The sequence below is a fragment of the Pseudomonas sp. SK genome, assembly GCF_012975065.1.
GTDB lineage: Bacteria > Pseudomonadota > Gammaproteobacteria > Pseudomonadales > Pseudomonadaceae > Aquipseudomonas > Aquipseudomonas anuradhapurensis.
Map to the genome: position 1 here is coordinate 1,090,819 of NZ_CP051857.1, position 25,317 is coordinate 1,116,135.

Below are 25,317 nucleotides of genomic sequence, written 5' to 3' on the forward strand. Positions count from 1 at the left end.
CGTCGTCAAAGTCGCTGTAAGCGGTGGTCTTGCAGAGCATAGCCCTGTTCACGGTAGAAACGGAATCGCTCACGTGCCGATTGGCGGATGCCAGGTTCTTCGACGACGATCTCGGCGATGCGCTCGAACTGGCCGACGAAGCCCGGCACGCCGGCGCCCAGGTTGATCAGCAGGTCGCGATGGTCGCCGGCGTCGTCGGCCAGGCCCAGGGCCACGCGCGCGTCGGCGTGCACCTCTGCCAGGTCGTGAGGCACGAAAGCTTCGCCCTTGAAGTGCCACAGGCGTTGGTCCAGCTGGTCGCGCTGGTCGGCATCCTGGCAATGCAGGTAGACCCGGTGGCCGAGGCGCCAGGCCTTTTCACACAGCTTGCAGGCGAAGTCCAGGCGCGCCGACAGTGCGTCGGTGGGCAGGATGTAGAAATCGACTTTGCTCATGGTGGTATCGCCGGCCGATGGCGCACGAGGCGCCACCGGCTGCACGGCGTCAGGCGCCAGCGCGGTCCAGCAGGTACTGGGTCAGCAGGGGCACCGGGCGGCCGGTGGCACCCTTGTCCTTGCCACCGCTGACCCAGGCCGTGCCGGCGATGTCCAGGTGTGCCCAGTCGTAGGCCTTGGCGAAGCGCGACAGGAAGCAGCCGGCGGTGATGGTGCCGGCTTTCGGCCCACCGATGTTGCCCATGTCGGCGAACGGGCTGTCCAGCTGCTCCTGGTATTCATCGAACAGCGGCAGCTGCCAGGCGCGGTCGTCGGCGCGCTTGCCGGCGTCGAGCAACTGGCCGACCAGGTCGTCATTGTTGCCCATCAGGCCGGAGGTGTGGCTGCCCAGGGCGACGATGCAGGCGCCGGTGAGGGTGGCGATGTCGATCACCGCCTGGGGCTTGAAGCGTTCGGCGTAGGTCAGGGTGTCGCACAGCACCAGGCGGCCTTCGGCGTCGGTGTTGAGGATTTCCACGGTCTGGCCGCTCATGGTGGTGACGATGTCACCCGGGCGGGTGGCGCCGCCGCTCGGCATGTTTTCGGCACAGGCCAGCAGGCACACCAGGTTGATCGGCAGTTGCAGCTCGAGCACCGCACGCAGGGTGCCGAGCACGCTGGCCGCGCCGCACATGTCGTATTTCATCTCATCCATGCCGGCACCTGGCTTGAGGCTGATGCCGCCGGTGTCGAAAGTAATGCCCTTGCCCACCAGCACGAACGGCTTTTCGGCTTTCTTGCCGCCCTGGTAGTTGAGCACGATCAGGCGTGGCGGCTGGTCGCTGCCCTGGCCGACGGCGTAGAACGCGCCCATGCCCAGGTCCTTGATCTTCTTCTCGTCCAGTACCTCGACCTTCAGCGCCTTGTGCGCCTTGCCCAGGTCCTTGGCCTGTTCGGCGAGGAAGCTTGGGTGGCACAGGTTGGGCGGCAGGTTGCCGAGGTCGCGGGTGAAGGCCATGCCGGTGGCGATGGCACTGGCGTGCTTGACCGCGCGCTCGACCTCGGCCTGGCCGGCCTTGTCGGCCAGCAGAGTGACCTTTTTCAGGGCGCGCGGCTCGGCCTTCTGGCTCTTGAAGCGGTCGAACGCGTACTCGCCATCGAGCAGGGTTTCGGCCAGCAGGCGGTATTTGCCGTAATGGGCATCGCGGTTGCTGACCGCAATGTCGTCCAGGGCCAGCACGGCATCGCTGCCGTTCAGGCCCTTGAGCACGCCGGCGACGCTGTTGACCAGTTTGCGCCAGGCGCGGTCGCCCAGGGCGTCGTCCTTACCGCTGCCCACCAGCAGCACGCGTTCGGCCTTCAGGCCGGCGACGCTCTGCAGCAGCAGGGTCTGGCCCGGCTTGCCAGCCAGGTCGCCACGCTTGAGCACGGCACTGATAGCGCCTTCGCTGGCCTGGTCGACGGCCTTGGCCACGGCGCCGAGCTTGCGGTTTTCACCTACCGGAATGACCAGGGTGGCGGTTTTTACGGATGCAGCAGCTACGCTTTTTACAACCAGTTCCATGTCAGGATCCCCGAATGATCGATGCAGTCGGCGCTGTGTGCTCCAGCGCTCTGGACGGGCCTGGCTGCGTTATCGCGCGCCAGCGGAAAAGCTGCCAGTTTGAGCCTGCGGCAAGCGTGCTGACAACCCCGTTGTACGCCTTCATGCGCAGCGAAGTGACAGGGGCGTTCAATCACAGGATAATGCGCGCACTTTACATGGAGGTTCGCCTTTGGCGAACCGGCATTGGTCTTGGATGTACTAAGTCATTGTCTGGCGCCATTGCTTGGCAGTCCGCCCTGACAACCCAGGAGTGTCTGGTTTGATCGTCTTTCGTTATCTGTCCCGCGAGGTCCTGGTGACCTTGAGCGCCGTCAGCGCCGTGCTGCTGGTGATCATCATGAGCGGGCGCTTCATCAAGTACCTGGCCCAGGCTGCCCAGGGTGTGCTCGACCCGAGCGTGCTGTTCCTGATCATGGGCTTCCGCCTGCCGGGTTTCCTGCAGCTGATCCTGCCTTTGGGGCTGTTCCTCGGCATTCTCCTGGCGTACGGGCGCCTGTACCTGGAAAGCGAGATGACCGTGCTGTCGGCCACTGGCATGAGCCAGCAGCGCTTGCTCGGCCTGACCATGGCGCCGGCCGCCCTGGTTGCCCTGCTGGTGGCCTGGCTGAGCCTGAGCCTGGCGCCGCAGGGCGTTGCCCAGGTGCAGCAGATCATCAGCCAGCAGGATGCCCTGACCGAGTTCGACACCCTGGTGCCGGGCCGCTTCCAGACCCTGCGCGATGGTTCGCGGGTAACCTACACCGAACAGTTGTCTGACGATCGCATCAACCTGGCCGGGGTGTTCATCTCCGAGAAACGCTTCAACCAGGACAAGACCAAGGACCGCGCTCCGTCGGTGCTGGTCGCGGAAAAAGGCCACCAGGAAATCCAGGCCGACGGCAACCGCTACCTGGTGCTGGAAAACGGCTACCGTTACGACGGCAACCCCGGCCAGGCCGACTACCGCGCCATCAAGTACGACACCTACGGCGTGCTGCTGCCCAAGCCGGAGGTCAGCGAGGAAGTGACCGAGCGCGAAGCCATCCCCACCTCCGAGCTGATCGGCAAGCCGGGCCTGCGTGAGCGTGCCGAGCTGCAATGGCGCCTGTCGCTGCCCATCCTGGTGTTCGTCGTCACCCTGCTGGCAGTACCGCTGTCCCGAGTAAACCCGCGCCAAGGCCGCTTCCTCAAGCTGCTGCCGGCAATTCTTCTGTACATGGCCTACCTGACAATGCTGATTTCCGCACGCGGCGCCCTCGAGAAGGGCAAGTTGCCGATCGCCCTGGGCATGTGGTGGGTCCACGGCCTGTTCCTGCTGATCGGCCTGGGCCTGATGTACTGGGAGCCGCTGCGCCTCAAGCGCGCCGCCCGCCGTGCGGAGGTGGCCCATGGCTAAGCTCGACCGTTACATCGGCCAGAGCGTGCTGCTGGCCATTCTCGCCGTACTGGGCATCATCCTTGGCCTGGCCTCGCTGTTCGCCTTCATTGATGAAATGAGCGACCTCAGCGATACCTACACGGTGATGGAGGCGGGCAACTTCGTTTTGCTGACCGCCCCACGGCGCCTGTACGAAATGCTGCCGATGGCCGCCCTGATCGGTTGCCTGATTGGCCTGGGCAGCCTGGCCAGCAGCAGCGAACTGACGATCATGCGTGCTGCCGGGGTATCGATCGGCCGCATCGTCTGGGCGGTGATGAAGCCGATGCTGGTGCTGATGCTGGTCGGCCTGCTGATCGGCGAATACGTGGCACCGGTGACCGAGAACAAGGCCCAGGCCGACCGTTCGCTGGCCCAGGGTGGGGGTGAGGCACAAAGCTCCAAGCGTGGCATGTGGCACCGCCAGGGTGACGAGTTCGTGCACATCAACGCCGTGCAGCCCAACGGCCTGCTGCTGGGCGTGACCCGCTACCGCTTCGACAGCGAACGCAAGATCGTCACTTCGAGTTTCGCCCGCCGTGCCCAATACCAGGACGATCACTGGCTGCTTGCCGACGTGCGCACCACCTTCTTCCGTGGTGACCATACCGAAGTGGTGAACACACCGCAGGAGCGCTGGGACGTTTCGCTCACCCCGCAATTGCTCAATACCGTGATCCTGGCGCCTGAGTCGCTATCGATTACCGGCTTGTGGGATTACATCCACTACTTGTCCGACCAGGGCCTGAACAACGCCCGTTACTGGCTGGCGTTCTGGACCAAGGTGCTGCAACCGATGGTGACCGCGGCGCTGGTGCTGATGGCGATCTCGTTCATCTTCGGCCCGCTGCGTTCGGTGACCCTTGGCCAGCGCGTGTTCACCGGTGTGCTGGTGGGCTTCGTGTTCCGCATTGCCCAGGACCTGCTGGGGCCATCGAGCCAGGTGTTCGGCTTCCCACCGCTGTTGGCGGTGGTGATCCCGGCCGGCATCTGTGCGCTGGCAGGGATGTGGCTGTTGCGCCGGGCGGGGTAATGGCCTGAACCGTACAAAAAGCCGACCTCAGGGTCGGCTTTTTGCTGGCATTTGTGTTGGCTTCTTCGCGGGCAGGCAATACAGGTCTCAGCTCATTTCTTCTGCTTCGGCACCCGCACCAGCTGGCTTTCCGAATAGATGTCATGCCAGCCGCGCTTGCGCTTGTCGATCAACGCCCAGAAGAAACCCAGCCCCAGGCACAGCCATGAGGCGATCGACACCACGAAGCGCAACAGCGCCTGCCACAGGCTGATGGCCGTGCCATCGGCGTTCTGCACCCGCACCCCCCACACCTGCATGCCCAGGGTCTGCCCGCCATGGGTCCAGAACTTGGCAAAAAAGCCGAACAGGGCAAACAGCAGTAGCGTCGACAGCAGCGGGTCGCCATCCAGCGCGCCGGCCTCGGTCAGCTCGCGCATGCGTGCTTCGCCGATGATTGCCATCTGGATCATCTTGTAGGCGCCAGCGGTCACGATCAGCAGTGCCGTGCACAGCAAAAAGTCGTAGAACATCGCCGCCAGGCGCCGGCCCAGGCCGACCGGCGGAAAATCACCCTGGGGTGTGAGCAGAGGCTTGGACATGCAGAACGGCTCCAGAAGACGAAGCCGATATTCTACGGGCAAAAAAAAGCCCCTGCACTTGGCAGGGGCTTTTTCGAAGTCGGGCTCAGCTTAGCCGATGACCTGAACTTTGTCAGCTTGCAGGCCTTTCTGGCCCTGCACTGCTTCGAAGGAGACCTTCTGGCCTTCTTTCAGGCTCTTGAAGCCGTTGCCTTCAATAGCGCGGAAGTGCACGAACAGATCAGCACCGCTTTCTGGGGTGATGAAACCGTAACCTTTTTCGTCATTGAACCACTTGACGGTACCGTTCTGACGCTCAGCCATTGTCTTATTTCCTATGAAGCTTGAATTTTGATGACAGTTTCTTTTGCAATAAATAGTAAGCAAAAGATTACTGGGCTGGGTTGCAGGAAAGTAAGAGACGTCAAACGGGTTGTAGCAGATTGCGGCTACTGGCCCAGGTCACGAACTGTTGCGACCCATGCAAACACAGTGCAGTGACTCTACGCCAACTCCCGAGCGAAAAACAAGCCCTTGCTCGTCTGGAAAATCGGCCGTTTGCCGATAACCGACCAGTTTGTCGGAAACGGCATGGCGCCTGGCCTGGCGCCATGTTCAAAAGTTATTAGGCAGGTTCGGAAACGAATAAGCCGAACCTGCCTGCACGCTTCACAAAACGGCTTCAGCCTCGGTAGTAACGTTGCGCCACGAAAGGCATTTTACTGACTTTCAAAGCCACCTTCTTGCCACGCACCACGGCAAACAGTGGCGTGTCGATTGCTGCATGTTCGCTATCGATATAACCCATTGCGACCGGTGCGCCGAGTGTCGGGCCAAAGCCGCCACTGCACACTTTGCCTACCGGTTGATCGTTGGCATCGACAATGTCAGCGCCTTCGCGTACTGGCGTACGTTCCTGCGGCAGCAGGCCCACGCGTTTGCGCGGCACGCCATCGCGCTGCTGGGCGAAGATGTGCTCGGCCCCAGGGAAGCCGCCGGCACGCGCGCCATCGGCCCGGCGTACCTTGGAAATGGCCCACAGCAGGCTGGCTTCGACCGGGGTGGTTTCGCTGTTCATGTCGTGGCCGTACAGGCACAGGCCGGCTTCCAGGCGCAGCGAGTCGCGCGCGCCCAGGCCGATCGGCTGCACTTGCGGCTCGGCCAGCAGGCGACGGGCCAGGGCTTCGGCAGCGTGTGCCGGTACCGAAATCTCGTAGCCGTCTTCGCCGGTATAACCCGAGCGGCTGACGTAGCAGTCTTCACCCAGCAACTTTACTGCGCGGAACTGCATGAAGGTCATGCTGGCTACTTCCGGGGCCAGGCGCGCCAGCACCTCGGCTGCCGCCGGGCCTTGCAGGGCCAGCAGGGCACGCTCCTCGAACAGCGCTTGCACCTCGCAGCGGCCACCGATATGCGCTCGCAGGTGGGCCAGGTCCTGGTCCTTGCAGGCAGCATTGACTACCAGGAACAGGGTGTCGTTGCCCAGGTTGGCGACCATCAGGTCGTCGAGGATACCGCCTTGCTCATTGGTGAACATGGCATAGCGCTGCATGCCTACCGGCAGGTCGAGGATATCCACCGGCACCAGGCTTTCCAGGGCCTTGGCGGCGTCGCTGCCGTGCAGCTTGATCTGGCCCATGTGCGAGACATCGAACAGGCCGGCCTGCTCGCGGGTGTGCAGGTGCTCCTTGAGCACGCCCAGCGGGTACTGCACTGGCATGTCGTAGCCGGCGAACGGCACCATGCGCGCACCCAGTTCCAGGTGCAGGGCGTGCAGCGGGGTCTTGAGCAGTGTTTCGGACATCGGTGACTCCTTGCTGTAGTTGTCGGGTCAACATTCGATGATGTTGACGGCCAGGCCGCCTCGGGCGGTCTCTTTGTATTTGCTTTTCATGTCGGCGCCGGTCTGGCGCATGGTACGGATCACCTTGTCGAGCGACACGTAGTGCTGCCCGTCGCCGCGCAAGGCCATGCGCACCGCATTGATCGCCTTCACCGAGCCCATGGCGTTGCGCTCGATGCAAGGCACCTGGACCAGCCCGCCAATCGGGTCGCAGGTCAGGCCCAGGTTATGTTCCATGCCGATTTCGGCGGCGTTTTCCACTTGCTGCACGCTACCACCCATCACCTCGCACAGCGCCCCGGCGGCCATCGAGCAGGCCACGCCGACCTCGCCCTGGCAGCCCACTTCGGCGCCGGAGATGGAGGCGTTTTCCTTGTACAGGATGCCGATCGCCGCGGCGGTGAGCAGGAAGCGCACCACCCCGTCTTCGCTGGCGCCTGGCACAAAGCGCATGTAGTAGTGCAGCACCGCCGGCACGATACCCGCCGCACCATTGGTGGGCGCGGTGACCACGCGCCCGCCGTTGGCGTTTTCCTCGTTCACGGCCAGGGCGTAGAGGTTGACCCAGTCGAGTACCGACAGGGCATCGCGCAGGCTGGCTTCCGGGTGGCCGCTCAACTGGCGGTACAGCGCCGGTGCCCGGCGCTTGACCTTCAGCCCGCCCGGCAGGATGCCTTCATGCCGGCAGCCGGCGTCCACGCAGCCCTGCATCACCTGCCAGATGCGCAGCAGGCCGGCACGGGTTTGCGCCTCCGGGCGCCAGGCCGCTTCGTTGGCCAGCATCACCTGGCTTATCGACAGGTTTTGCGCGGTGCAATGGCCGAGCAGCTCCTTGGCGGTCTTGAACGGGTAGGGCAGTGGCGTACTGTCCTCGACGATGCGGTCGTGGCCGGCGGCATCCTCGTCAACCACGAAACCACCGCCCACCGAGTAGTACTCGCGGCTGCGGATCTGCAGGCCGGCTTCGTCGAAGGCGCGGAAGATCATGCCGTTGGGGTGGTAGTCCAGCGGTTTGCGGATCATCGCCAGGTGCTGTTTTTCGACGAACGCGATGCTGTGCTCGCCGAGCAGGTTGATCCGGCCGCTGTCGCGGATCGCCTGCAGGCGGGCGGGGATGGTGTCGGTATCGACGCTGTCGGGGTGTTCGCCTTCAAGGCCCAGCAGCACGGCCTTGTCGCTGCCGTGGCCCTTGCCGGTGGCGCCCAGCGAGCCATACAGCTCGGCTTTGACGCTGCGGGTACGGGCGAGCAGGCCATCACGGCGCAGCCCCTCGGCGAACCGTGCGGCTGCGCGCATCGGGCCGACCGTGTGGGAGCTGGAGGGGCCGATGCCGATCTTGAACAGGTCGAAGACGCTCAGTGACATGGGAGACCTCCAGCCAGGAATATTGGGCGGATTTGGTGAACCCTGTGGGAGCGGGCATGCCCGCGAATGCGTCGTTGAAGCCAACAGCGCATTCGCAGGCACGCCCGCTCCCACAGAGGCCCACACCTCAAGCAAGGTAGCGGGCCCGAGGGCTATCAGGCGTCCTGATAGCTCTCGATCGACGGGCAGGCGCAGACCAGGTTGCGGTCGCCGAACACGTTGTCGACCCGACCGACCGGCGGCCAGTACTTGCCTTCCACCAGGCTCGGCAGCGGGTACACCGCCTGCTCGCGGCTGTAGCCGTGGGCCCATTCGCCAACCAGCTCGGCCGCCGTGTGCGGCGCGTTCTTCAGCGGGTTGTCGTCCTTGTCCAGGCTGCCGTTCTCGACCGCGCGGATTTCTTCGCGGATCTGGATCATCGCGTCGCAGAAGCGGTCCAGTTCTTCCTTGGACTCGCTTTCGGTCGGTTCGATCATCAACGTACCGGCCACCGGGAAGGACATGGTCGGGGCGTGGAAACCGAAGTCGATCAGGCGCTTGGCCACGTCGTCGACGCTGATGCCGCTGGTGTCCTTCAGCGGGCGCAGGTCGAGGATGCACTCGTGAGCCACCAGGCCATTGCCGCCGGTGTACAGAACAGGATAGTGCTCTTCCAGGCGGCGAGCGATGTAGTTGGCGTTGAGGATCGCCATCTGCGAGGCACGCTTGAGGCCGGCACCACCCATCATGCGAATGTACATCCAGGTGATCGGCAGGATGCTGGCGCTGCCGAACGGTGCGGCACATACCGCGCCTGCGGTGTTGTCGAGCTGCGCGTGGCCGGGCAGGAACGGTGCCAGGTGCGACTTGACGCCGATCGGGCCGACGCCTGGGCCGCCGCCGCCGTGCGGGATGCAGAAGGTCTTGTGCAGGTTCAGGTGGGAAACATCGCCACCGAACTTGCCCGGCGCGCACAGGCCGACCATGGCGTTCATGTTGGCGCCATCGATGTACACCTGGCCGCCGTTGTCGTGGATGATCGCGCAGATTTCGCCGATCGCTTCCTCGAACACACCGTGGGTCGACGGGTAGGTGATCATGATCGCGGCCAGGCGCTCGCGGTGTTCGATGGCCTTGGCACGCAGGTCCTCGACATCGACGTTGCCGCGGGCGTCACAGGCGGTGACCACCACGCGCATACCGGCCATGTGCGCGGTGGCCGGGTTGGTGCCGTGGGCCGACGACGGGATCAGGCAGATGTCGCGGTGGCCTTCGCCACGGCTGCGGTGGTAGGCGCGGATGGCCAGCAGGCCGGCGTACTCGCCCTGCGAACCGGCGTTGGGCTGCAGCGACACGGCGTCATAGCCGGTGGCGGCGCAGAGCATGGCCTCCAGCTCGGTGGTCAGCTGCAGGTAGCCCTGGCTCTGCTCGGCCGGGGCGAACGGGTGCAGGTTGCCGAACTCGGCCCAGGTGACCGGGATCATTTCGCTGGCAGCATTGAGTTTCATGGTGCACGAGCCCAGCGGGATCATGCTGCGGTCCAGCGCCAGGTCCTTGTCGGCCAGGCGGCGCAGGTAGCGCATCAGCTCGGTTTCGCTGTGGTAGCGGTTGAACACCGGGTGCTGGAGGATGGCCGACTGACGCAGCAGCGCCGCAGGCAGCAGCGAGCCGGTGCTGCTGGCCAGGGCGTTGAAGTCTGGCTGCGCCTGGTCGCCACCGAGCAACTGCCACAGGGCTTCGACATCGGCCTGGCTGCTGGTTTCGTCAAGCGACAGGCCGAGGTGGTCGGCGTCGATCTGGCGCAGGTTGATACCCTGCGCACGGGCCTTTTCATGCAGGCTGGCGGTGGCACTGCCGGTGGCCAGGGTGAGGGTGTCGAAGGCGCTGCTGCCGACTACCTGGAGGCCCAGTGCCTTCAGGCCGGCGGCCAGGATCGCGGTCAGCGCATGGGTGCGTTCGGCGATGCGCTTGAGGCCGGCCGGACCGTGGTACACGGCGAACATGCTAGCGATGTTGGCCAGCAGCACCTGGGCGGTGCAGATGTTGCTGGTGGCCTTCTCGCGGCGGATGTGCTGCTCGCGGGTTTGCATGGCCAGGCGCAGGGCGGTCTTGCCGAAGCGGTCGATCGACACGCCGACCAGGCGGCCCGGCATGTCGCGCTTGAACGCATCGCGGGTGGCGAAGTAGGCCGCATGCGGGCCGCCGAAGCCCAGTGGCACGCCGAAGCGCTGGGCGCTGCCGATGGCCACGTCGGCGTCGAACTCACCCGGCGGGGTCAGCAGGGTCAGGGCCAGCAGGTCGGCGGCCACGGCGACCAGCGCATTGGCCGCGTGGAAGCGCTGCACCACCTCGCGGTAGTCGAACACTTCACCGTTGCTGGCCGGGTATTGCAGCAGGGCGCCGAAGAACGCGCTGACATCACCCAGCTCGCGCTCGTCGCCGACCACGATCTCGATACCCAGCGGCTCGGCACGGGTGCGCAGCACGTCGAGGGTTTGCGGGTGGCAGTGCACCGAGGCGAAGAAGGCATGGCTGGCCTTGTTCTTCGACAAGCGCTTGCAGAACGTCATGGCCTCGGCCGCAGCGGTAGCTTCGTCGAGCAGCGAGGCGTTGGCGATCGGCAGCCCGGTCAGGTCGCTGATCAGGGTCTGGAAGTTCAGCAGCGCTTCCAGGCGGCCCTGGGAGATTTCTGGCTGGTAGGGGGTGTAGGCGGTGTACCAGGCCGGGTTTTCCAGCAGGTTGCGCAGGATCGGTGCCGGGGTGTGGGTGTTGTAGTAGCCCTGGCCGATGTAGCTCTTGTACAGCTGGTTCTTGCCGGCAATGGCCTTGAGCGCAGCGAGCGCGTCGGCTTCGCTGTGGCCGTCGTGCGCACCCAGCACGCTGGTGCCCTTGATGCTGTCGGGGATGACCGCGTCGGTCATGGCGTCCAGCGAGTCGAAGCCGAGGGCGGCCAGCATGGCTTGTTCGTCAGCGGCACGCGGGCCGATGTGACGGGCGATGAATTCGTTGGCGGTGCCGAGGTTAATGGTCATGGCGCAGGTCCTCAGGCGTCGTCGTTGGCTTTGATCAGGCGGTTGTAGGCGTCCTGGTCGAGCAGGGCGGCTACGGCACTGGCATCGGCAGGGATGAAGCGGAAGAACCAGCCTTCACCCAGCGGGTCTTCGTTGACCAGTTCCGGGCTGTCTTCAAGCTGGCCATTGACCTGCACCACTTCACCGGTCAGCGGCATGTATACGCCGCTGGCGGCCTTGACCGACTCGACGGTGGACGCTTCGCTGCCTTTCTCATACAGCTGCAACTCTGGCAGTTGCACGAAAACCACGTCGCCAAGGGCGTTCTGGGCGTAGGCGGTAATGCCCACGGTAACGCTGCCATCGGCTTCGACGCGCAGCCATTCGTGATCTTCAGTGAAACGCAACTCGCTCATGGGGAATCCTCGGGAAGCAGGGGCGTTGGGCGCGGTGGTTCCGCGCTCTTGGGTTGGGATTCCCTTAGCAAAAATGCGGCCAATCAAACAAAAGCCTTTTAAATCAATTGGTTATGTTTTTTTCTAACGCTTGTCGTGTCCACGCTGGAATGAAAACGCTACACGTGATCGTTGCGGGAAAAGCGTTGGAGGATCAAACCCTTGTCCAGCGCCTCCCAGGCTAGGCTGTAGCGAATTCAATACAGTGTAATGAAATGGATACAGTGGTGCCCGTCAGCACCACAGGCCGTCGCGCCTGAACTGCCCTGCAGGCGCGTCTCAGGTGTGCCTAGAAGCGCCAGAATGCGGGCGCGATGAGTACCAGCACAGTAAGGATTTCGAGCCGGCCCAGCAGCATGCCGATCGTCAGCAACCACTTCGCTGCATCGGGTAGCGAAGCAAAATTGCCGGCCGGTCCAATCAGATTGCCCAATCCGGGCCCGACATTGCACACGGCGGTGGCGGCACCGCTCAAGGCCGTGGTCCAGTCGAGGCCGATCAGGGTCAGCAGCAGGGCAATCACCGCGATGGTGATGAAAAAGAAGAACGAGAAGGTCAGCAGCGAACGCACGATATCTTCGTCGATGGGGTGGCCATTGTACTTCTTCGAAATCGTCGCGCGCGGATGGATCAACTGCTTCAGGCTGCTGACCAGCAACGATGCCGCCACCTGGAAGCGGAAGATTTTCAGGCCCCCGGCCGTCGACCCTGAACAGCCCCCGACGAAGGTCAGGTAGAAGAACAACAGTACGGCAAAGCTGCCCCACAGCGTGTAGTCACCGACCGCAATCCCCGTCGTGGTGACCACCGAGGTGACATTGACCGCCACGATCCGCAACGCGTCCCACCACGACAAGTCGCTGTGCCAGCAGAGCCACGTGCCCACCGTGACCGACACGAAAGCCAGAAAGCCGAGGAAGCCGCGTACCTGATGATCCTTGATCAAGGCCCGGCGGTGGCCGCGCAAGGTCGCCACATACAAGGTGAAGGGCAGGCTGCCGAGGATCATGATGACCACCGCCACCCAGTGCACTGCGGGCTGGGTCCAGTGCCCGAGCGATGCATCGGAAGTCGAGAAGCCACCGGTCGAGATCAGTGACATCGCATGGTTGATGGCTTCGAACGGGGTCATCCCGGCGGCCCACAGCGCCAGCGTGCCGACTGCGGTGAGCCCCAGGTACACCGCCAGAATCATCTTCGCCGCGACGTGCGAGCGTGGTGTGACTTTGTCCGACCAGTCTGAAGATTCGGTCTGGAACAGGCGCATGCCACCGACGCGCAACAGCGGCAAGACCGCGACGGCCATGCCAATGAAGCCGATGCCGCCGAGCCAGTGCAGCATCGAGCGCCAGATCAACAGCCCGGGCGAGGCGCTGTCGAGGCCGGTCAGGACCGTGGAACCGGTGGTGGTGATGCCCGACATGGTTTCGAAGAATGCATCGGTGTAGCTGATGTGCCGGATCAGCACCATGGGCAAGGCGGCGAACGCGCAAACCACGATCCAGCTCGCGGTGGTCAGGAAATACATGTCCCTGGCGCGGATCTGCGGCGCCTCAGGTACGCCGCGGGCTACCAGCACCAGGCCAGCGCACAGCGCGATCAGGCTCGACCAGAGAAATGCGCCAAGATCGTCGCTGCGGCTGTACAGGATCAGCGTGGCCATGGGCACGACCATGCTGAGGGACAACGTGATCAGGAAGACACCGATGATGAAGGCGATGAAGCGCAGCGCGGGGAGAGGCATCGAACAAGCTCGCTTGGAATATGCCGGGCAGTATTTACAGCGCCACGGCATTGTCGAGTAAAAAAACCGTAAAGGTCCTGACCCGGCCGTGGCTTCGTAAGGGCTGTTCGACAGTTTATCAGCGGTGCGTTTGCGTCATGGGACTTTGTGCAGTGGTGCGTCTCCCCTGTGTCGCGGGCTAGCCTTGTTCTGCAAACCAGCCGTGGTCTCGATACCACGCCACGGTATCGGCGACAGTCAGTTCCAGCGCCCTGAAACTCAGGCCGAGCGCGTGTTCGCTTTTGCTGTGGTTGAAGCGCGTACGGTCCTTTTCCCGCACCAGCAGGCGCAGCGTGGCCAAGCTTAGCAGGATGGGCTTGCCGGTGAGCCGCGCATACATTTCCTGGACTGCGGCCAGGCAGAACAGCAACGGCAACGGCAAATGCCGTGTGGGCGTCGGTACGCCGGCCAGACGGCCAACTATCGGTACCAGTTCGGCCATGGTCATATGCCGCCCAGCGGCCAGGTAGCGTTCACCGCTGCGTCCCTGGGTGGCCGCGGCAATCTGCGCCAAAGCCACATCGCGGGCATCCACCACCGAAAAACTACCCGGGATCAAGCCAGGCAGCTTGCCCTGCACCACATCGTTGACCAGTTGCCCGGCCGACGTCGGGCCGATGTCGCCAGGGCCCCACATCCAGCCTGGGAGTACCATGCAGGCGTACATGTCGGGGTGGGCCTGGAGAAACGCAGCCACCACACGGTCAGCGAGGATCTTGCTGCGGTAGTAGTCATCGGCATCTGCTTCGGCCCGCAGGCATGTCTCATCGATGGCGGTGCCAGGTGCGCCGTCGAGCACCGCAATGGACGAGGTGTGAATGAACCGGCGGATGCCGGCCTGGTAGGCCTGTTCCAGCAGGCGGCGGGTACCGCTCACATTGATCTGCTCAAGTGCTTGCCAATGGCTGCCGCCCTTGTAGTTGTCGCGAAAGAACGCCGCCGTATGGAATACCGTATCGCAGCCGTGCAACGACGCCGCGAAAGCATCGACATTGGCCATGTCGCCCTCGACCAGCTCCACTTCGGGCAGATCGGCAAACTGCTGTCGGCCCTTTGCGCTCGACCGCACCAGCCCTTTGACCGTGTAGCCACGTGCGACCAGTTCACGCACCAGGTTGTTGCCCAGCAAGCCGGTTGCGCCGGTCACGAACACATTGCGCATGGCTCAACCCTCGCCCTGTTCGGCCGATGGCCGCAACGTGGCACTGTCGAAAAACACCGTTTCGCGAACCGCCAGGCCGTTTCTGAAGGTGAAGTGGGCCGCATACTGCAGGCAGGCCCGGCGCCCATGGGCCGGAACGATCACCCCTGCCGGCAGCCACAGCGGCGAGCTGAAGGTGCCGGTCAGGACGGCGCTCATGGCCAGCCGATCGTCCGCGACCATGAACGGGGTCAGGGCCACCTGGGCATCAGGGAAAGCGCTGAACAACGCCAACTCGCGGGCGCGCATGGCTTCGCGCCCGGTTTGCCTGGTCATGCCATCCAGGTACACGAAGTCCTCGTCAACCAATGCCAGCAGCCCTTGCACATCACGCTGGTTGAAGGCGTTGGCGGCACGCTGGGCATAGTCCTTGGGGCCAGTCATCATGCATTGCATTCCATTCGTTCAGGGGAGGGCCCAAGGTACTCCCGGGCTTGCTGTCGAAAAACAGCGGCTACTGCATAATCGCTTTGCATATTCGCAAAGCGTGGAGAGGCCAGCACAGATGGCGTTGCAGGAAAACTGGGATGATCTTCGGCTGCTGCTGGCGGTAGCGCGGCGTGGCAGCTTTCTTCGCGCTGGCGAGTTGCTGGGCATCGCGGCGTCGACCGTGTCGCGTCGCCTGACCCAGCTTGAGGCCGCACTGGCCGAGCCGCTGGTGGAGCGGGGCGTAGAAGGTTGCAGGCTGACTTCGCGCGGCCAAGCGCTGGTAGAGGTGGCCCTGGCAGCAGAAGCTGGCCTGCGCCGGCAAACCCGAGGCGGCGACGACGATCTGCCTTGTGCACTCTCTGGCACTGTCCAGGTGAGCGCAGGGGACGGCTTCTCGACGAGCGTGCTGGAGGCGGCCGATCGCTTTACCAGCCTGCACCCGGGTTGTTCGGTGGAGCTGACCGTGACCGCCGACTTTCACAAGATTGCCCGCGGCGTGGCGGACATTGCCGTGCGCACGGTCCACCTGGGGGAACCCTCACTGATCTATCGGCCCATGGGCCGGCTTGGCTATGGCGTGTTCGCCGCTGCTGGTTACCTGCAGCGCTACCCGGGCGTCACCCCGGCGACGGCGGTCAATATCGGCCTGCTGCCGCCGCTGGATGCGTTACCGCAACTGCGTGCGGCCAAGGCAGGGGGGCTGGACCGCGCGCCCATCCGCGTGAGCTCGTTCACCGCACAACTCGAATCGGTGAGACGGGGCATGGGCGTTGCCGTACTGCCGAGGATACTGGCGAACGATCTGATCGAGCTGTTCCCGGACCTGCGCCTGCCAGACATGGAGGTCTACATGGTTACTCGGCCGCAGGCCTTGAAGCAGGCCCACATAAGGGCGTATTTCGTAATCCTTGAGCAGGTGCTGCAGGAAGCCCTGGGAACCGGCTGAACAACATCCGATCAAGCCTTGCCGGGTATGCCATATTTACGCAGGCGCTGGGCAATGGCGGTGTGCGAGGTTTGCAAGCGCCCGGCCAGTTGCCGTGTCGATGGGTAGCTGGTGTACAGGCGTTGCAGCAGCTCGCGCTCGAAATCGGCCACCGCCTGCTCCAGGCTGGCCACTTCGCCGTCCTGGCCACGCGCCACCGAGGTGCCGGCGATGTCCAGGTCGCCGATATCCACCAGGTTGCCCTCGCAGATGGCCGCAGCGCGAAAGATCACGTTCTGCAACTGGCGCACATTGCCTGGCCAAGGGTTGGCCAGCAGTGCGCAATGGGTGGCCGGGGCCAGCCGGCAGGGCGGGCGCTGGATCTGCGTGCAGGCCTGTTGCATGAAGAAATGCGCCAGCATCAGGATGTCCTGGCCTCGATCGCGCAGCGGCGGTACCTGCAGGTTGAGCACGTTGAGGCGGTAGAACAGGTCTTCACGGAAGCTACCGTCGGCGACCATGCGTTCCAGGTCACGGTGGGTGGCGCTGATGATGCGTACATCCACCTTCACTTCCCGGTCGCCACCTACCCGGCGGAAACTGCCATCGCTGAGAAAGCGCAGCAGCTTGGCCTGCAGGTACGGCGACATTTCGCCGATTTCATCGAGAAACACCGTGCCCTGGTTGGCCAGCTCCATCAGCCCGGGCTTGCCGCCTCGTTGCGCGCCGGTGAAGGCGCCCGGGGCGTAGCCGAACAGTTCGCTTTCGGCCAGGCTCTCGGGCAGCGCAGCGCAGTTCAGCGCCAGGAAGGGCGCCGCGTGGCGGCTGCTGATGGCGTGGCAGGCGCGGGCTACCAGCTCTTTGCCGGTGCCGGTTTCGCCGTGCACCAGCAGCGGCGCATCGAGCGTCGCCACACGCAGGGCGCGGGCCTTGAGGGTGCGGATGGCCGGCGACTCGCCGAGCAAGGCATCGAAGCCCTCGGCATGGTCATGGTGCAGGGCCGACAGGCGTTCGCCCATGCGTGTGGGCGGGTACAGGGTCAGCAGGCCACCGGCGTTGGTGATCGGCGTGGCGTCCAGCAGCAGGCTCTGGCCGTTGAGCTGCATCTCGCGCATCGGCAGGTGGAAGTTGTTGTCCAGCAAAGCCTGCAGCAGTGCCGGGTCGCCGAACAACTCGCCCACCGAGCGCCCTGCGGATTCGCGGCCGCACAGCTCGATCAGTGCCGGGTTGGCCAGCAGCACCTTGCCGGCACTGTCCACCGCCAGTACCGGGTCGCTCATCGCCGCCAGCAGGGCGTCGAGCTGCAGGTGGCGGCGTTGGCCGGGAAGGATGTCGACCACCTCCACCGACTGCACGCCCTGTACCTCGAACAGCGCGTCGTGGAGTTCTTCGAGCACGGCGGGGCTGAGGGTGGGGGCGTCGATGTAGACGTTCGGCGGGACCATCTCCACTGCGTCCAGGTTGAGGTTGCGGGCACCGAGCAGGGCGAGGACTTCCTGGGTGATGCCGACGCGGTCGATGAAGCTGACGTGGATGCGCATGGGGACGGTGAGGTGGTGGCCAGGGACGGCGGTAGTATGCCTCAACAACGCCGGGACCGCCTTGCGGCCCATCGCGACGCACGGCCGCTTCTACAGGGGAATGAGCTGCGCCCCAGATGTTGGACATCTGTCCACCCTCTGGGGCGCAGCTCAGAATACATCACCTTTGTAGGAGCGGCCCCGCAATGGTGGCATCACTCCAGATGTTCAGGCTTGATCGGGTCGCCCGATTTCACATCGAGTTTTTCACGGATGTCCGAGAACATATGGTCGTAGAGTTTGTGCGGCGAACCCAGGCTCTCGAATTTCTTGGGCGGCGCCAGGTATGACTGGGCCTTGCGGCTCAGGACCATGAGAAAACTGGGCAGCACCTGGTCCTTGGCCAGGAAGAACTTTTCTTCCACTGGCTTGCCTTCGATGCTGCCATGCATACGAAACTGGATGCCTCTGCCTTCCTTGGGGTCCGACGCAGCCTCGTATTCGATGTTCAGGTCATAGCTGTGGTCGTTCTTGTTCAGCGCGGTGCGCTCGATATGTACATGACCGGGTTGGTACTGGGCCATGGCAAGCTCCTTTGGAAGGTCGAAAATGGCGGGCATCAAGCGCCCGCCCACTGCATTCAACGGTAGCTGATACCCGGCTTCGCGGTGGAAACGCGGGTACCGGCGGTGCCTTTGACGATGTCCTCGATGTTTTCCAGCGAACTGATCACCGCCACCTTGCCGGTGTGGCGGGCAAAGTCGCAGGCGGCCTGCACCTTGGGCCCCATGGAGCCGGCGGCGAAACCCAGGCGTTCGAGTTCGTCGGGGTGGGCCTGGGCGATGGCTTTCTGCGTGGGTTTGCCCCAGTCAATATAGGCGGCATCGACATCGGTGGCGATTATCAGAAGGTCGGCATCCAGCTGCTCGGCCAGCAAGGCCGAGCACAGGTCCTTGTCGATCACCGCCTCGATACCCTTGAGCTTGCGGTTTTCGTCGTACATGGTGGGGATGCCGCCACCGCCGGCGCAGATCACGATGCTGTTTTTTTCCAGCAACCACTTGATCGGGCGGATCTCGAAGATGCGCTTGGGTTTCGGGCTGGCCACCACGCGGCGGTACTTGTCGCCGTCGGCCTTGACCACCCAGCCTTTCTCCTTGGCCAGGCGCTCGGCCTCTTCCTTGGCATACACCGGGCCGATGAACTTGGTCGGGTCCTTGAAGGCGGGGTCGTTGGCGTCCACCTCCACCTGGGTCAGCAGGGTGGCGAACGGCACTTCGAAGGCCAGCAGGTTGCCCAGCTCCTGCTCGATCATGTAGCCGATCATGCCCTCGGTCTCGGCACCGAGCACGTCCAGCGGGTAGGCCTCGTCGGGCTTGTAGGAAAGCCCTTGCAGCGACAGCAGGCCGACTTGCGGGCCGTTGCCGTGGGCGATGACCAGTTCGTTGCCAGGGTGGATCTTGGCGATCTGCTCGGTGGCGGTGCGGATATTGGCGCGCTGGTTGTCAGCGGTCATGGGCTCGCCGCGACGCAGCAGGGCGTTGCCGCCCAATGCAACAACGATACGCATGGGGAATGTCCTTTAACGAAAAGAATGAGCTGCCGCTACACGGGGGTTGCGGGGTTCCCTGTGGCAGCGGGCGTGCCCGCGAAGAGGCCAGGCACCATCACTGGTGCGGCTGACGCATTCGCGGGCATGCCCGCTCCCACAAGTACAGCGCAGTCCCCCGGTAGGCGGGCGAGGCTTACAGGTCAGCCAGGGTCGACACCAGGATCGCCTTGATCGTGTGCATGCGGTTTTCCGCCTGCTCGAAGGCGATGCAGGCCGGCGACTCGAACACGTCGTCGGTCACTTCGATACCGTTGGCCAGGTCCGGGTACTGTTCGGCGATCTGCTTGCCCACCTTGGTTTCGGAGTTGTGGAACGCCGGCAGGCAGTGCATGAACTTGGTCCGCGGGTTGCCGGTGGACTTCATCAGCTGCGTGTTGACCTGGTACGGCTTGAGCAGCTTGATGCGCTCGCCCCAGGCCTCGATCGGCTCGCCCATCGATACCCAGACGTCGGTGTGCACGAAGTCCACGCCTTTGACCGCGGCCACCGGGTCCTCGGTGAGGGTGATGCGCGCGCCGCTTTCCTCGGCGTACTTGCGGCAGCGCTCGACCAGGTCGTCATGCGGCCACAGTGCCTTGGGCGCGGCGATGCGCACGTCCATGCCGAGCTTGGCACCGATCAGCAGCAGCGAGTTGCCCATGTTGTTGCGGGCATCGCCCAGGTAGGCGTAGCTGATGTCGTGCAACGGCTTGTCGCTGTGCTCGCGCATGGTCAGCACGTCGGCGATCATCTGGGTCGGGTGGTATTCGTCGGTCAGGCCGTTGAACACCGGCACGCCGGCGAACTTGGCCAGCTCCTCGACGATTTCCTGCTTGAAGCCACGGTACTCGATGGCGTCGTACATGCGCCCGAGCACGCGGGCGGTGTCCTTCATGCTTTCCTTGTGGCCGATCTGCGAGGAGGTCGGGTCGATGTAGGTAACGTTGGCGCCCTGGTCATAGGCGGCCACTTCGAAGGCGCAGCGGGTACGGGTGGAGGTCTTTTCAAAGATCAGGGCGATGTTGTTGCCCTTCAGGTGCTGTTGCTCGGTGCCGGTGTACTTGGCGCGCTTGAGGTCGCGGGACAGGTCCAGCAGGTAGCGCAGCTCGCGGGTGGTGTGGTGTTCCAGGCTGAGCAGGTTGCGGTTGTGAATGTTGAACGCCATGACTTATCTCCTTGAGTTTGGTGAACGCACCGGCCGCCGCTGGGTATGGGCGGCCGGGGGTATGGTCGTTAGTAGTCGATCGGGTCGCGTACGATCGGGCAGGTCATGCAGTGGCCGCCGCCACGGCCGCGGCCCAGTTCACCGGCGCTGATGGTGATGACTTCGATCCCGGCCTTGCGCAGCAGGGTATTGGTGTAGGTGTTGCGGTCGTAGCCAATGACCACGCCCGGCTCGATGGCCACCACGTTGTTGCCGTCATCCCACTGCTCGCGTTCGGCGGCGAAGCTGTTGCCGCCGGTTTCGACCACGCGCAGCTTGACCCCCAGTTGCTCGCCCACCACCTCGATGAACGACTTGTGTTCGCGGCGCACGTCCATGCCGTATGGCTTGCTCTCGTCCGGGCGGATGATGAACGGCACGATCTCCTTGACCACTTCCGGGAAGACCGTGACCAGGTCGCGGTCGCAGAAGCTGAACACGGTATCCAGGTGCATGGCGGCACGCGATTTGGGCAGGCCGGCAACAATGACCTTTTCCACCGCACCCTTGGCGAACAGGTTCTGTGCCAGCTGGCCGATGGCCTGGCGCGAGGTGCGCTCGCCCATGCCGATCAGCACGATACCCTTGCCGATCGGCATGACATCGCCGCCTTCGAGGGTGGACTGGCCGTGTTCCTTGTCCGGGTCGCCGTACCAGATCTGGAAGTCGGCATTGGTGAACTGCGGGTGGAACTTGTAGATGGCGGTGGTCAGCAGGGTTTCCTGACGTCGCGCCGGCCAGTACATCGGGTTCAGCGTCACGCCGCCGTAGATCCAGCAGGTGGTGTCACGGGTGAACTGGGTGTTGGGCAGCGGTGGCAGGATGAAGCTGGAGTGGCCCAGGTAGTCGTTGTACATCTTGACCACTTCGGCACCTTCGCTCTGCGGCAGGTCCTGACCAGCCACGCCGCCAATCAGGAACTCGGCCAGATGGCGCGGTTCGAGGCCTTCGAGCCAGCTGCGCACTTCGTTGATCAGGCCAACACCGACAGTGTCAGGGGTGATCTTGCGATCGAGAATCCACTTCAGCGCTTCGGGTTGCTGGACGATGTCGGTCAGCAGGTTGTGCATCTCCAGCACATCCACGCCCCGTTCGCGCATCTTGGTGACGAAGTCGAAATGGTCACGCTTGGCCTGGTCGACCCAGATCACATCGTCGAACAGCAGCTCGTCACAGTTGCTCGGCGTCAGGCGCTTGTGCGCCAGGCCCGGCGAGCAAACCATCACTTTGCGCAGTTTGCCGGCTTCGGAGTGGACACCGTACTTCTGTTTTTCAGCGGACATGGTTCATTCCTCCAATTGAACGAAGACGTGGATCACAGGGTCAGGAAGCCGTCGTACAGGCCGAAGGCTGCCACCAGGGCACCGATGACCACGGCTGCGAAGATCAGTTTTTCCACGTTGGTGAAGACAGGCTGGCCAACCTCACGCTTGGCCTTGGCGAACAGGATCGCCCCAGGTGCGTAGAGCAGGGCCGAGAGCAGCAGGTATTTCACGCCGCCGGCGTACAGCAGCCAGATCGCGTACACCAGGGCGATGCCACCGATGATCAGGTCCTTCTGCCGTTCGGCCAGGGCCTGTTCGTAGGTTTCGCTGCGCACTGCCAGCAGCACGGCATAGGCGGCCGACCACAGGTAGGGCACCAGGATCATCGACGTGGCCAGGTAGATCAGCGACAGGTAGGTGCTTTCGGAGAACAGCGTGATCACCAGGAAGATCTGCACCATGGCGTTGGTCAGCCACAGGGCGTTGGCCGGTACCTGCTTGGCGTTCTCGCGGCGCAGGAACTCCGGCATGGTGTGGTCCTTGGCGGCGGCGAACATGATCTCGGCGCACAGCAGCACCCACGACAGCAGGGCCCCGAGCAGCGAGATGACCAGGCCGACGCTGATCAGCACCGCGCCCCAGTGGCCGACTACATGTTCCAGCACGGCGGCCATCGACGGGTTCTGCAGCTTGGCCAGTTCCGGCTGGGTCATGATGCCCAGCGACAGCACGTTGACCAGTACCAGGAACAACAGCACGGTCACGAAGCCGATCACCGTGGCCTTGCCCACGTCGCTGCGTTTTTCCGCCCGCGCCGAGAAGATGCTCGCGCCTTCGATGCCGATGAACACCCACACGGTGACCAGCATCATGTTGCGCACCTGGTTCATCACGCTGCCCAGCTCTGGCGTGCCCAGGCCCCAGATGTCGGCGGTGAAGATGTCGAGTTTGAAGGCGAACAGGCAGATCAGGGCGAACAGCACCAGCGGCACCACTTTGGCGATGGTGGTGACCAGGTTGATGAATGCCGCTTCCTTGATGCCGCGCAGTACCAGGAAGTGCACCGCCCACAGCAGCACCGAGGCGCCGATGATGGCGGCCGGGGTGTTGCCTTCGCCAAAGATCGGGAAGAAGTAGCCCAAGGTGCTGAACAACAGCACGAAGTAGCCGACGTTGCCCAGCCAGGCACTGATCCAGTAGCCCCAGGCCGAGGAGAAACCCATGTAGTCACCGAAACCGGCCTTGGCGTAGGCATACACCCCGCCATCCAGGTCAGGCTTGCGGTTGGCCAGGGTCTGGAACACGAACGCCAGGGTCAGCATGCCGACCGCGGTGATGGCCCAGCCGATCAGCACTGCGCCGACCCCGGCGCTGGCCGCCATGTTTTGCGGCAGCGAGAAGATCCCGCCACCAATCATCGAACCGACGACAAGTGCAACTAACGCGCCGAGTTTTAGTTTTCCGGACGAATCAGACATTTAACAACTCCTGCCAGGAGAAAGTTGACGACAGAGTAAATCCGACGCCGCTGCCATACGCTGACTTAGGTCAGTTCATGGCGACGTGAAGTGGGAAAAATCCTTCACGATACTCCTGGAGAGTGCCGACAGCTTCTGCTGCAGGCCTTGCGCACTGGCACCTCCATGTCCTTCTAGAGCAAACGCTCTGTTCCGCCTGCGAAGCTTGAAGCTAGCCGCTTTTGCCGCTTTCGCAAATTTTTGACAAGAATTTCGAGTTTTATCAGGCGCTTTCCTAGTTGCCCGGCAGGTGCTAGTTTTCCCGTAGCTGCGTTATAGACAGAGCAGTTATGAGTCCTCTAGCTTCATCGATCACTAACATTATAAGTAACAATATCTATATAGCCCGCTTGGCTGTTTCAAACCTGTGACAGCGGGCAAAAAAACAGGAGGCACATGAGCGAACCGGGACAGAAGCTGCGCCTCGGCGCGCTGATCGCGCTGGTGGTCGGCTCGATGATTGGTGGCGGGATCTTCTCGCTGCCGCAGAACATGGCGGCGCGTGCTGAAGTGGGGGCGGTGCTGATCGGCTGGGCCATTACCGCGGTCGGCATGCTGGCGCTGGCGTTCGTGTTCCAGACCTTGGCCAACCGCAAGCCGGCGCTGGATTCAGGGGTATACGCCTACGCCAAGGCCGGCTTTGGCGACTACATGGGCTTTTCCTCGGCCTGGGGCTACTGGATCAGCGCCTGGCTGGGCAACGTCGGCTACTTCGTACTGTTGTTCAGCACCCTGGGGTTCTACTTCCCTGTATTTGGCGAAGGCAACACGCCGATCGCCATCGGCTGTGCCTCGCTGCTGCTGTGGGCGGTGCATTTCCTGGTGCTGCGCGGCATCAAGGAAGCGGCGTTCATCAACCAGGTGACCACCGTGGCCAAGGTCGTGCCGTTGCTGATTTTCGTGGTGATTGCAGCGTTCGCCTTCCGTGCCGATATCTTCACCCGGGACATCTGGGGCCTGGGCAACCCGCAGTTCGGCAGCGTGCTGGAGCAGGTGCGCAACATGATGCTGGTGACCGTGTTCGTGTTCATCGGCATCGAAGGTGCCAGCGTGTATTCCGGGCGTGCCCAGCGCCGTTCGGATGTGGGCAAGGCCACGGTGATCGGCTTTCTCGGGGTGCTGGCGCTGCTGGTACTGGTCAACGTGCTGTCCTTGGGCACCATGACCCAGCCGGAGCTGGCCGGGTTGCAGAACCCGTCGCTGGCCTCGGTGCTGGAGCATATCGTCGGGCCCTGGGGCGCCCTGCTGATCAGCCTCGGCCTGGCGGTTTCGCTGCTCGGCGCGCTGTTGTCGTGGGCGCTGCTGTGTGCCGAGATCCTCTACGCCACGGCGCGCGACAAGACCATGCCGCGTTTCCTGGCCAAGGAAAACGCCAACCATGTGCCGGCCAACGCCCTGTGGCTGACCAACTGCATGATCCAGGGGTTTCTGCTGATCACGCTGGTTTCCGCCGGTACCTATACCAGCCTGATCTACCTGGCCTCGTCGATGATCCTGGTGCCCTACCTGTGGTCGGCGGCCTACGCCGTGCTGCTGGCGGTACGCGGAGAAACCTACGCCGGGCAGCCGGCGCTGCGCCGCAAGGACCTGCTGGTGGCGCTGGTTGCCTTGCTGTATGCCATTTGGCTGCTCTATGCCGGCGGTCTCAAGTACCTGCTGTTGTCGGCGTTGCTCTACGCCCCGGGGGTGATTTTGTTCGCCAGGGCCAAGCGTGAGCAGGGCCAGACCTTGTTCAGCCATTGGGAAAAGCTGATATTTACCGCCGTGCTGGCAGGCGCCGCATTGGCCGCCTATGCCCTGTACTCAGGGCTGCTGAGCCTGTGAAGGGGCAGGGCTGGGATGCTCGGGGCGTGACCAGATCCACAGGTTGCCCAGGGTCATGCCGGCAATGGCCAGGTATACCGGCCAGTGGTGTTGCAGCAGCGTCAGCATCAGCCCTGCGCACAGCAGCATGCTGAGTGTCGCGCTCACTTTCGCCCGCCGCTGGATCACCTTGCCATTGCGCCAGTTGTACAGGATCGGCCCGAACAGCCGGTGGCTTTCCAGCCAGGCCGACAGCCGCGGTGAACTGCGGGTAGCCGCCCAGGCCGCCAGCAGGATGAATTCGGTGGTCGGCAGGCCGGGAATGACAATCGCCACCAGGCCCACGCCCAGGCTGACATAAGCCAGGATCGCATACAGCAGGCGGGCGAGTTTCGAGCGGGCGGGTCGGGTCATGGTC

22 protein-coding genes are annotated in these 25,317 nt (G+C 63.6%); 4 read left to right on the plus strand and 18 right to left on the minus strand.

Annotated features, from left to right (window positions below; all coding sequences use genetic code 11):
• Positions 1-5 precede the first annotated feature (5 nt).
• Together HG549_RS05040 and HG549_RS05045 are read right to left on the minus strand one after the other, a co-directional pair.
• Positions 6-434: a DNA polymerase III subunit chi gene (locus tag HG549_RS05040; protein ID WP_170028426.1), complete on the minus strand. Its 429-nt coding sequence runs from the start codon at positions 432-434 to the stop codon at positions 6-8.
• Between the two features lie 49 nt (positions 435-483).
• Positions 484-1,977 (minus strand): leucyl aminopeptidase, encoded by a 1,494-nt coding sequence (locus HG549_RS05045; RefSeq protein ID WP_170028427.1) that lies wholly within the window; start codon positions 1,975-1,977, stop codon positions 484-486.
• Positions 1,978-2,278: 301 nt separating this feature from the next.
• Between HG549_RS05045 and lptF the strand changes: the two genes are divergently transcribed.
• The gene (lptF, locus tag HG549_RS05050; RefSeq protein ID WP_170028428.1) at positions 2,279-3,394 is read left to right on the plus strand and encodes an LPS export ABC transporter permease LptF; all 1,116 of its coding nucleotides are present in this window, start codon (positions 2,279-2,281) and stop codon (positions 3,392-3,394) included.
• The gene (gene lptG, locus HG549_RS05055; RefSeq protein WP_170028429.1) at positions 3,387-4,448 is read left to right on the plus strand and encodes an LPS export ABC transporter permease LptG; all 1,062 of its coding nucleotides are present in this window, start codon (positions 3,387-3,389) and stop codon (positions 4,446-4,448) included. Before lptF ends, lptG begins: the two co-directional genes overlap by 8 nt.
• 92 nt (positions 4,449-4,540) lie before the next feature.
• Here the strand turns inward: lptG and HG549_RS05060 are convergent, their stop codons facing one another.
• The 9 genes from HG549_RS05060 to HG549_RS05100 form a co-directional block, all read right to left on the minus strand.
• Positions 4,541-5,029 carry an RDD family protein gene (locus HG549_RS05060; RefSeq protein WP_170028430.1) on the minus strand — a complete coding sequence of 163 codons (489 nt, stop codon included), beginning with the start codon at positions 5,027-5,029 and terminating at the stop codon, positions 4,541-4,543.
• A gap of 90 nt (positions 5,030-5,119) precedes the next feature.
• On the minus strand, positions 5,120-5,332 hold the full coding sequence (locus HG549_RS05065; protein WP_075043881.1) for a cold-shock protein: 213 nt from the start codon (positions 5,330-5,332) through the stop codon (positions 5,120-5,122).
• A gap of 358 nt (positions 5,333-5,690) precedes the next feature.
• The gene (gcvT, locus tag HG549_RS05070; RefSeq protein ID WP_170028431.1) at positions 5,691-6,812 is read right to left on the minus strand and encodes a glycine cleavage system aminomethyltransferase GcvT; all 1,122 of its coding nucleotides are present in this window, start codon (positions 6,810-6,812) and stop codon (positions 5,691-5,693) included.
• A gap of 27 nt (positions 6,813-6,839) precedes the next feature.
• Positions 6,840-8,216 (minus strand): L-serine ammonia-lyase, encoded by a 1,377-nt coding sequence (locus HG549_RS05075; protein WP_170028432.1) that lies wholly within the window; start codon positions 8,214-8,216, stop codon positions 6,840-6,842.
• Between the two features lie 155 nt (positions 8,217-8,371).
• The gene (gene gcvP, locus HG549_RS05080; protein ID WP_170028433.1) at positions 8,372-11,227 is read right to left on the minus strand and encodes an aminomethyl-transferring glycine dehydrogenase; all 2,856 of its coding nucleotides are present in this window, start codon (positions 11,225-11,227) and stop codon (positions 8,372-8,374) included.
• Positions 11,228-11,238: 11 nt separating this feature from the next.
• Positions 11,239-11,622, minus strand: coding sequence for a glycine cleavage system protein GcvH (gene gcvH / locus HG549_RS05085; RefSeq protein ID WP_170028434.1), 384 nt, complete (start codon positions 11,620-11,622; stop codon positions 11,239-11,241).
• Between the two features lie 328 nt (positions 11,623-11,950).
• Positions 11,951-13,405: a TrkH family potassium uptake protein gene (locus HG549_RS05090; RefSeq protein ID WP_170028435.1), complete on the minus strand. Its 1,455-nt coding sequence runs from the start codon at positions 13,403-13,405 to the stop codon at positions 11,951-11,953.
• 178 nt (positions 13,406-13,583) lie between these two features.
• On the minus strand, positions 13,584-14,606 hold the full coding sequence (locus tag HG549_RS05095) for an SDR family oxidoreductase (protein WP_170028436.1): 1,023 nt from the start codon (positions 14,604-14,606) through the stop codon (positions 13,584-13,586).
• A gap of 3 nt (positions 14,607-14,609) precedes the next feature.
• On the minus strand, positions 14,610-15,032 hold the full coding sequence (locus HG549_RS05100; protein WP_170028437.1) for an ester cyclase: 423 nt from the start codon (positions 15,030-15,032) through the stop codon (positions 14,610-14,612).
• A gap of 118 nt (positions 15,033-15,150) precedes the next feature.
• Here HG549_RS05100 and HG549_RS05105 point away from each other — a divergent pair, with 118 nt between their 5' ends.
• A complete protein-coding gene (locus HG549_RS05105) occupies positions 15,151-16,020 on the plus strand; it encodes a LysR family transcriptional regulator (RefSeq protein ID WP_170028438.1) in 870 nt (289 codons plus the stop codon).
• A gap of 11 nt (positions 16,021-16,031) precedes the next feature.
• On the opposite strand, the gene HG549_RS05110 is transcribed toward HG549_RS05105, so the two are convergent.
• From HG549_RS05110 to arcD (HG549_RS05135), 6 genes are all read right to left on the minus strand, one after another.
• On the minus strand, positions 16,032-17,540 hold the full coding sequence (locus HG549_RS05110) for a sigma-54-dependent transcriptional regulator (protein WP_170034054.1): 1,509 nt from the start codon (positions 17,538-17,540) through the stop codon (positions 16,032-16,034).
• Positions 17,541-17,734: 194 nt separating this feature from the next.
• Positions 17,735-18,103, minus strand: coding sequence for a DUF5064 family protein (locus HG549_RS05115; RefSeq protein ID WP_170028439.1), 369 nt, complete (start codon positions 18,101-18,103; stop codon positions 17,735-17,737).
• Between the two features lie 56 nt (positions 18,104-18,159).
• Positions 18,160-19,089 (minus strand): carbamate kinase, encoded by a 930-nt coding sequence (gene arcC, locus HG549_RS05120; protein WP_170028440.1) that lies wholly within the window; start codon positions 19,087-19,089, stop codon positions 18,160-18,162.
• A 175-nt stretch (positions 19,090-19,264) separates the two neighbouring features.
• On the minus strand, positions 19,265-20,275 hold the full coding sequence (locus HG549_RS05125) for an ornithine carbamoyltransferase (RefSeq protein WP_170028441.1): 1,011 nt from the start codon (positions 20,273-20,275) through the stop codon (positions 19,265-19,267).
• Between the two features lie 68 nt (positions 20,276-20,343).
• Positions 20,344-21,597, minus strand: a complete 1,254-nt coding sequence (gene arcA, locus HG549_RS05130; protein WP_170028442.1) for an arginine deiminase — start codon at positions 21,595-21,597, stop codon at positions 20,344-20,346.
• A 32-nt stretch (positions 21,598-21,629) separates the two neighbouring features.
• Positions 21,630-23,057, minus strand: coding sequence for an arginine-ornithine antiporter (gene arcD / locus HG549_RS05135; protein ID WP_170028443.1), 1,428 nt, complete (start codon positions 23,055-23,057; stop codon positions 21,630-21,632).
• A 435-nt stretch (positions 23,058-23,492) separates the two neighbouring features.
• Here arcD (HG549_RS05135) and arcD (HG549_RS05140) point away from each other — a divergent pair, with 435 nt between their 5' ends.
• Positions 23,493-24,920, plus strand: a complete 1,428-nt coding sequence (arcD, locus tag HG549_RS05140) for an arginine-ornithine antiporter (RefSeq protein WP_170028444.1) — start codon at positions 23,493-23,495, stop codon at positions 24,918-24,920.
• Here arcD (HG549_RS05140) and HG549_RS05145 read toward each other — a convergent pair.
• A complete protein-coding gene (locus HG549_RS05145; protein WP_170028445.1) occupies positions 24,900-25,313 on the minus strand; it encodes a YbaN family protein in 414 nt (137 codons plus the stop codon). The two genes, arcD (HG549_RS05140) and HG549_RS05145, sit on opposite strands and share 21 nt — an antisense overlap.
• Positions 25,314-25,317: the final 4 nt, after the last annotated feature.

Bases quoted from the DNA above. Each gene is read 5' to 3' on its own strand.
- HG549_RS05040 (WP_170028426.1), bottom strand. From the start codon at position 434: ATGAGCAAAGTCGATTTCTACATCCTGCCCACCGACGCACTGTCGGCG.
- HG549_RS05045 (WP_170028427.1), bottom strand. From the start codon at position 1,977: ATGGAACTGGTTGTAAAAAGCGTAGCTGCTGCATCCGTAAAAACCGCC.
- lptG (WP_170028429.1), top strand. From the start codon at position 3,387: ATGGCTAAGCTCGACCGTTACATCGGCCAGAGCGTGCTGCTGGCCATT.
- HG549_RS05060 (WP_170028430.1), bottom strand. From the start codon at position 5,029: ATGTCCAAGCCTCTGCTCACACCCCAGGGTGATTTTCCGCCGGTCGGC.
- HG549_RS05065 (WP_075043881.1), bottom strand. From the start codon at position 5,332: ATGGCTGAGCGTCAGAACGGTACCGTCAAGTGGTTCAATGACGAAAAA.
- gcvT (WP_170028431.1), bottom strand. From the start codon at position 6,812: ATGTCCGAAACACTGCTCAAGACCCCGCTGCACGCCCTGCACCTGGAA.
- HG549_RS05075 (WP_170028432.1), bottom strand. From the start codon at position 8,216: ATGTCACTGAGCGTCTTCGACCTGTTCAAGATCGGCATCGGCCCCTCC.
- gcvP (WP_170028433.1), bottom strand. From the start codon at position 11,227: ATGACCATTAACCTCGGCACCGCCAACGAATTCATCGCCCGTCACATC.
- gcvH (WP_170028434.1), bottom strand. From the start codon at position 11,622: ATGAGCGAGTTGCGTTTCACTGAAGATCACGAATGGCTGCGCGTCGAA.
- HG549_RS05090 (WP_170028435.1), bottom strand. From the start codon at position 13,405: ATGCCTCTCCCCGCGCTGCGCTTCATCGCCTTCATCATCGGTGTCTTC.
- HG549_RS05095 (WP_170028436.1), bottom strand. From the start codon at position 14,606: ATGCGCAATGTGTTCGTGACCGGCGCAACCGGCTTGCTGGGCAACAAC.
- HG549_RS05100 (WP_170028437.1), bottom strand. From the start codon at position 15,032: ATGATGACTGGCCCCAAGGACTATGCCCAGCGTGCCGCCAACGCCTTC.
- HG549_RS05105 (WP_170028438.1), top strand. From the start codon at position 15,151: ATGGCGTTGCAGGAAAACTGGGATGATCTTCGGCTGCTGCTGGCGGTA.
- HG549_RS05110 (WP_170034054.1), bottom strand. From the start codon at position 17,540: ATGCGCATCCACGTCAGCTTCATCGACCGCGTCGGCATCACCCAGGAA.
- HG549_RS05115 (WP_170028439.1), bottom strand. From the start codon at position 18,103: ATGGCCCAGTACCAACCCGGTCATGTACATATCGAGCGCACCGCGCTG.
- arcC (WP_170028440.1), bottom strand. From the start codon at position 19,089: ATGCGTATCGTTGTTGCATTGGGCGGCAACGCCCTGCTGCGTCGCGGC.
- HG549_RS05125 (WP_170028441.1), bottom strand. From the start codon at position 20,275: ATGGCGTTCAACATTCACAACCGCAACCTGCTCAGCCTGGAACACCAC.
- arcA (WP_170028442.1), bottom strand. From the start codon at position 21,597: ATGTCCGCTGAAAAACAGAAGTACGGTGTCCACTCCGAAGCCGGCAAA.
- arcD (WP_170028443.1), bottom strand. From the start codon at position 23,057: ATGTCTGATTCGTCCGGAAAACTAAAACTCGGCGCGTTAGTTGCACTT.
- arcD (WP_170028444.1), top strand. From the start codon at position 23,493: ATGAGCGAACCGGGACAGAAGCTGCGCCTCGGCGCGCTGATCGCGCTG.
- HG549_RS05145 (WP_170028445.1), bottom strand. From the start codon at position 25,313: ATGACCCGACCCGCCCGCTCGAAACTCGCCCGCCTGCTGTATGCGATC.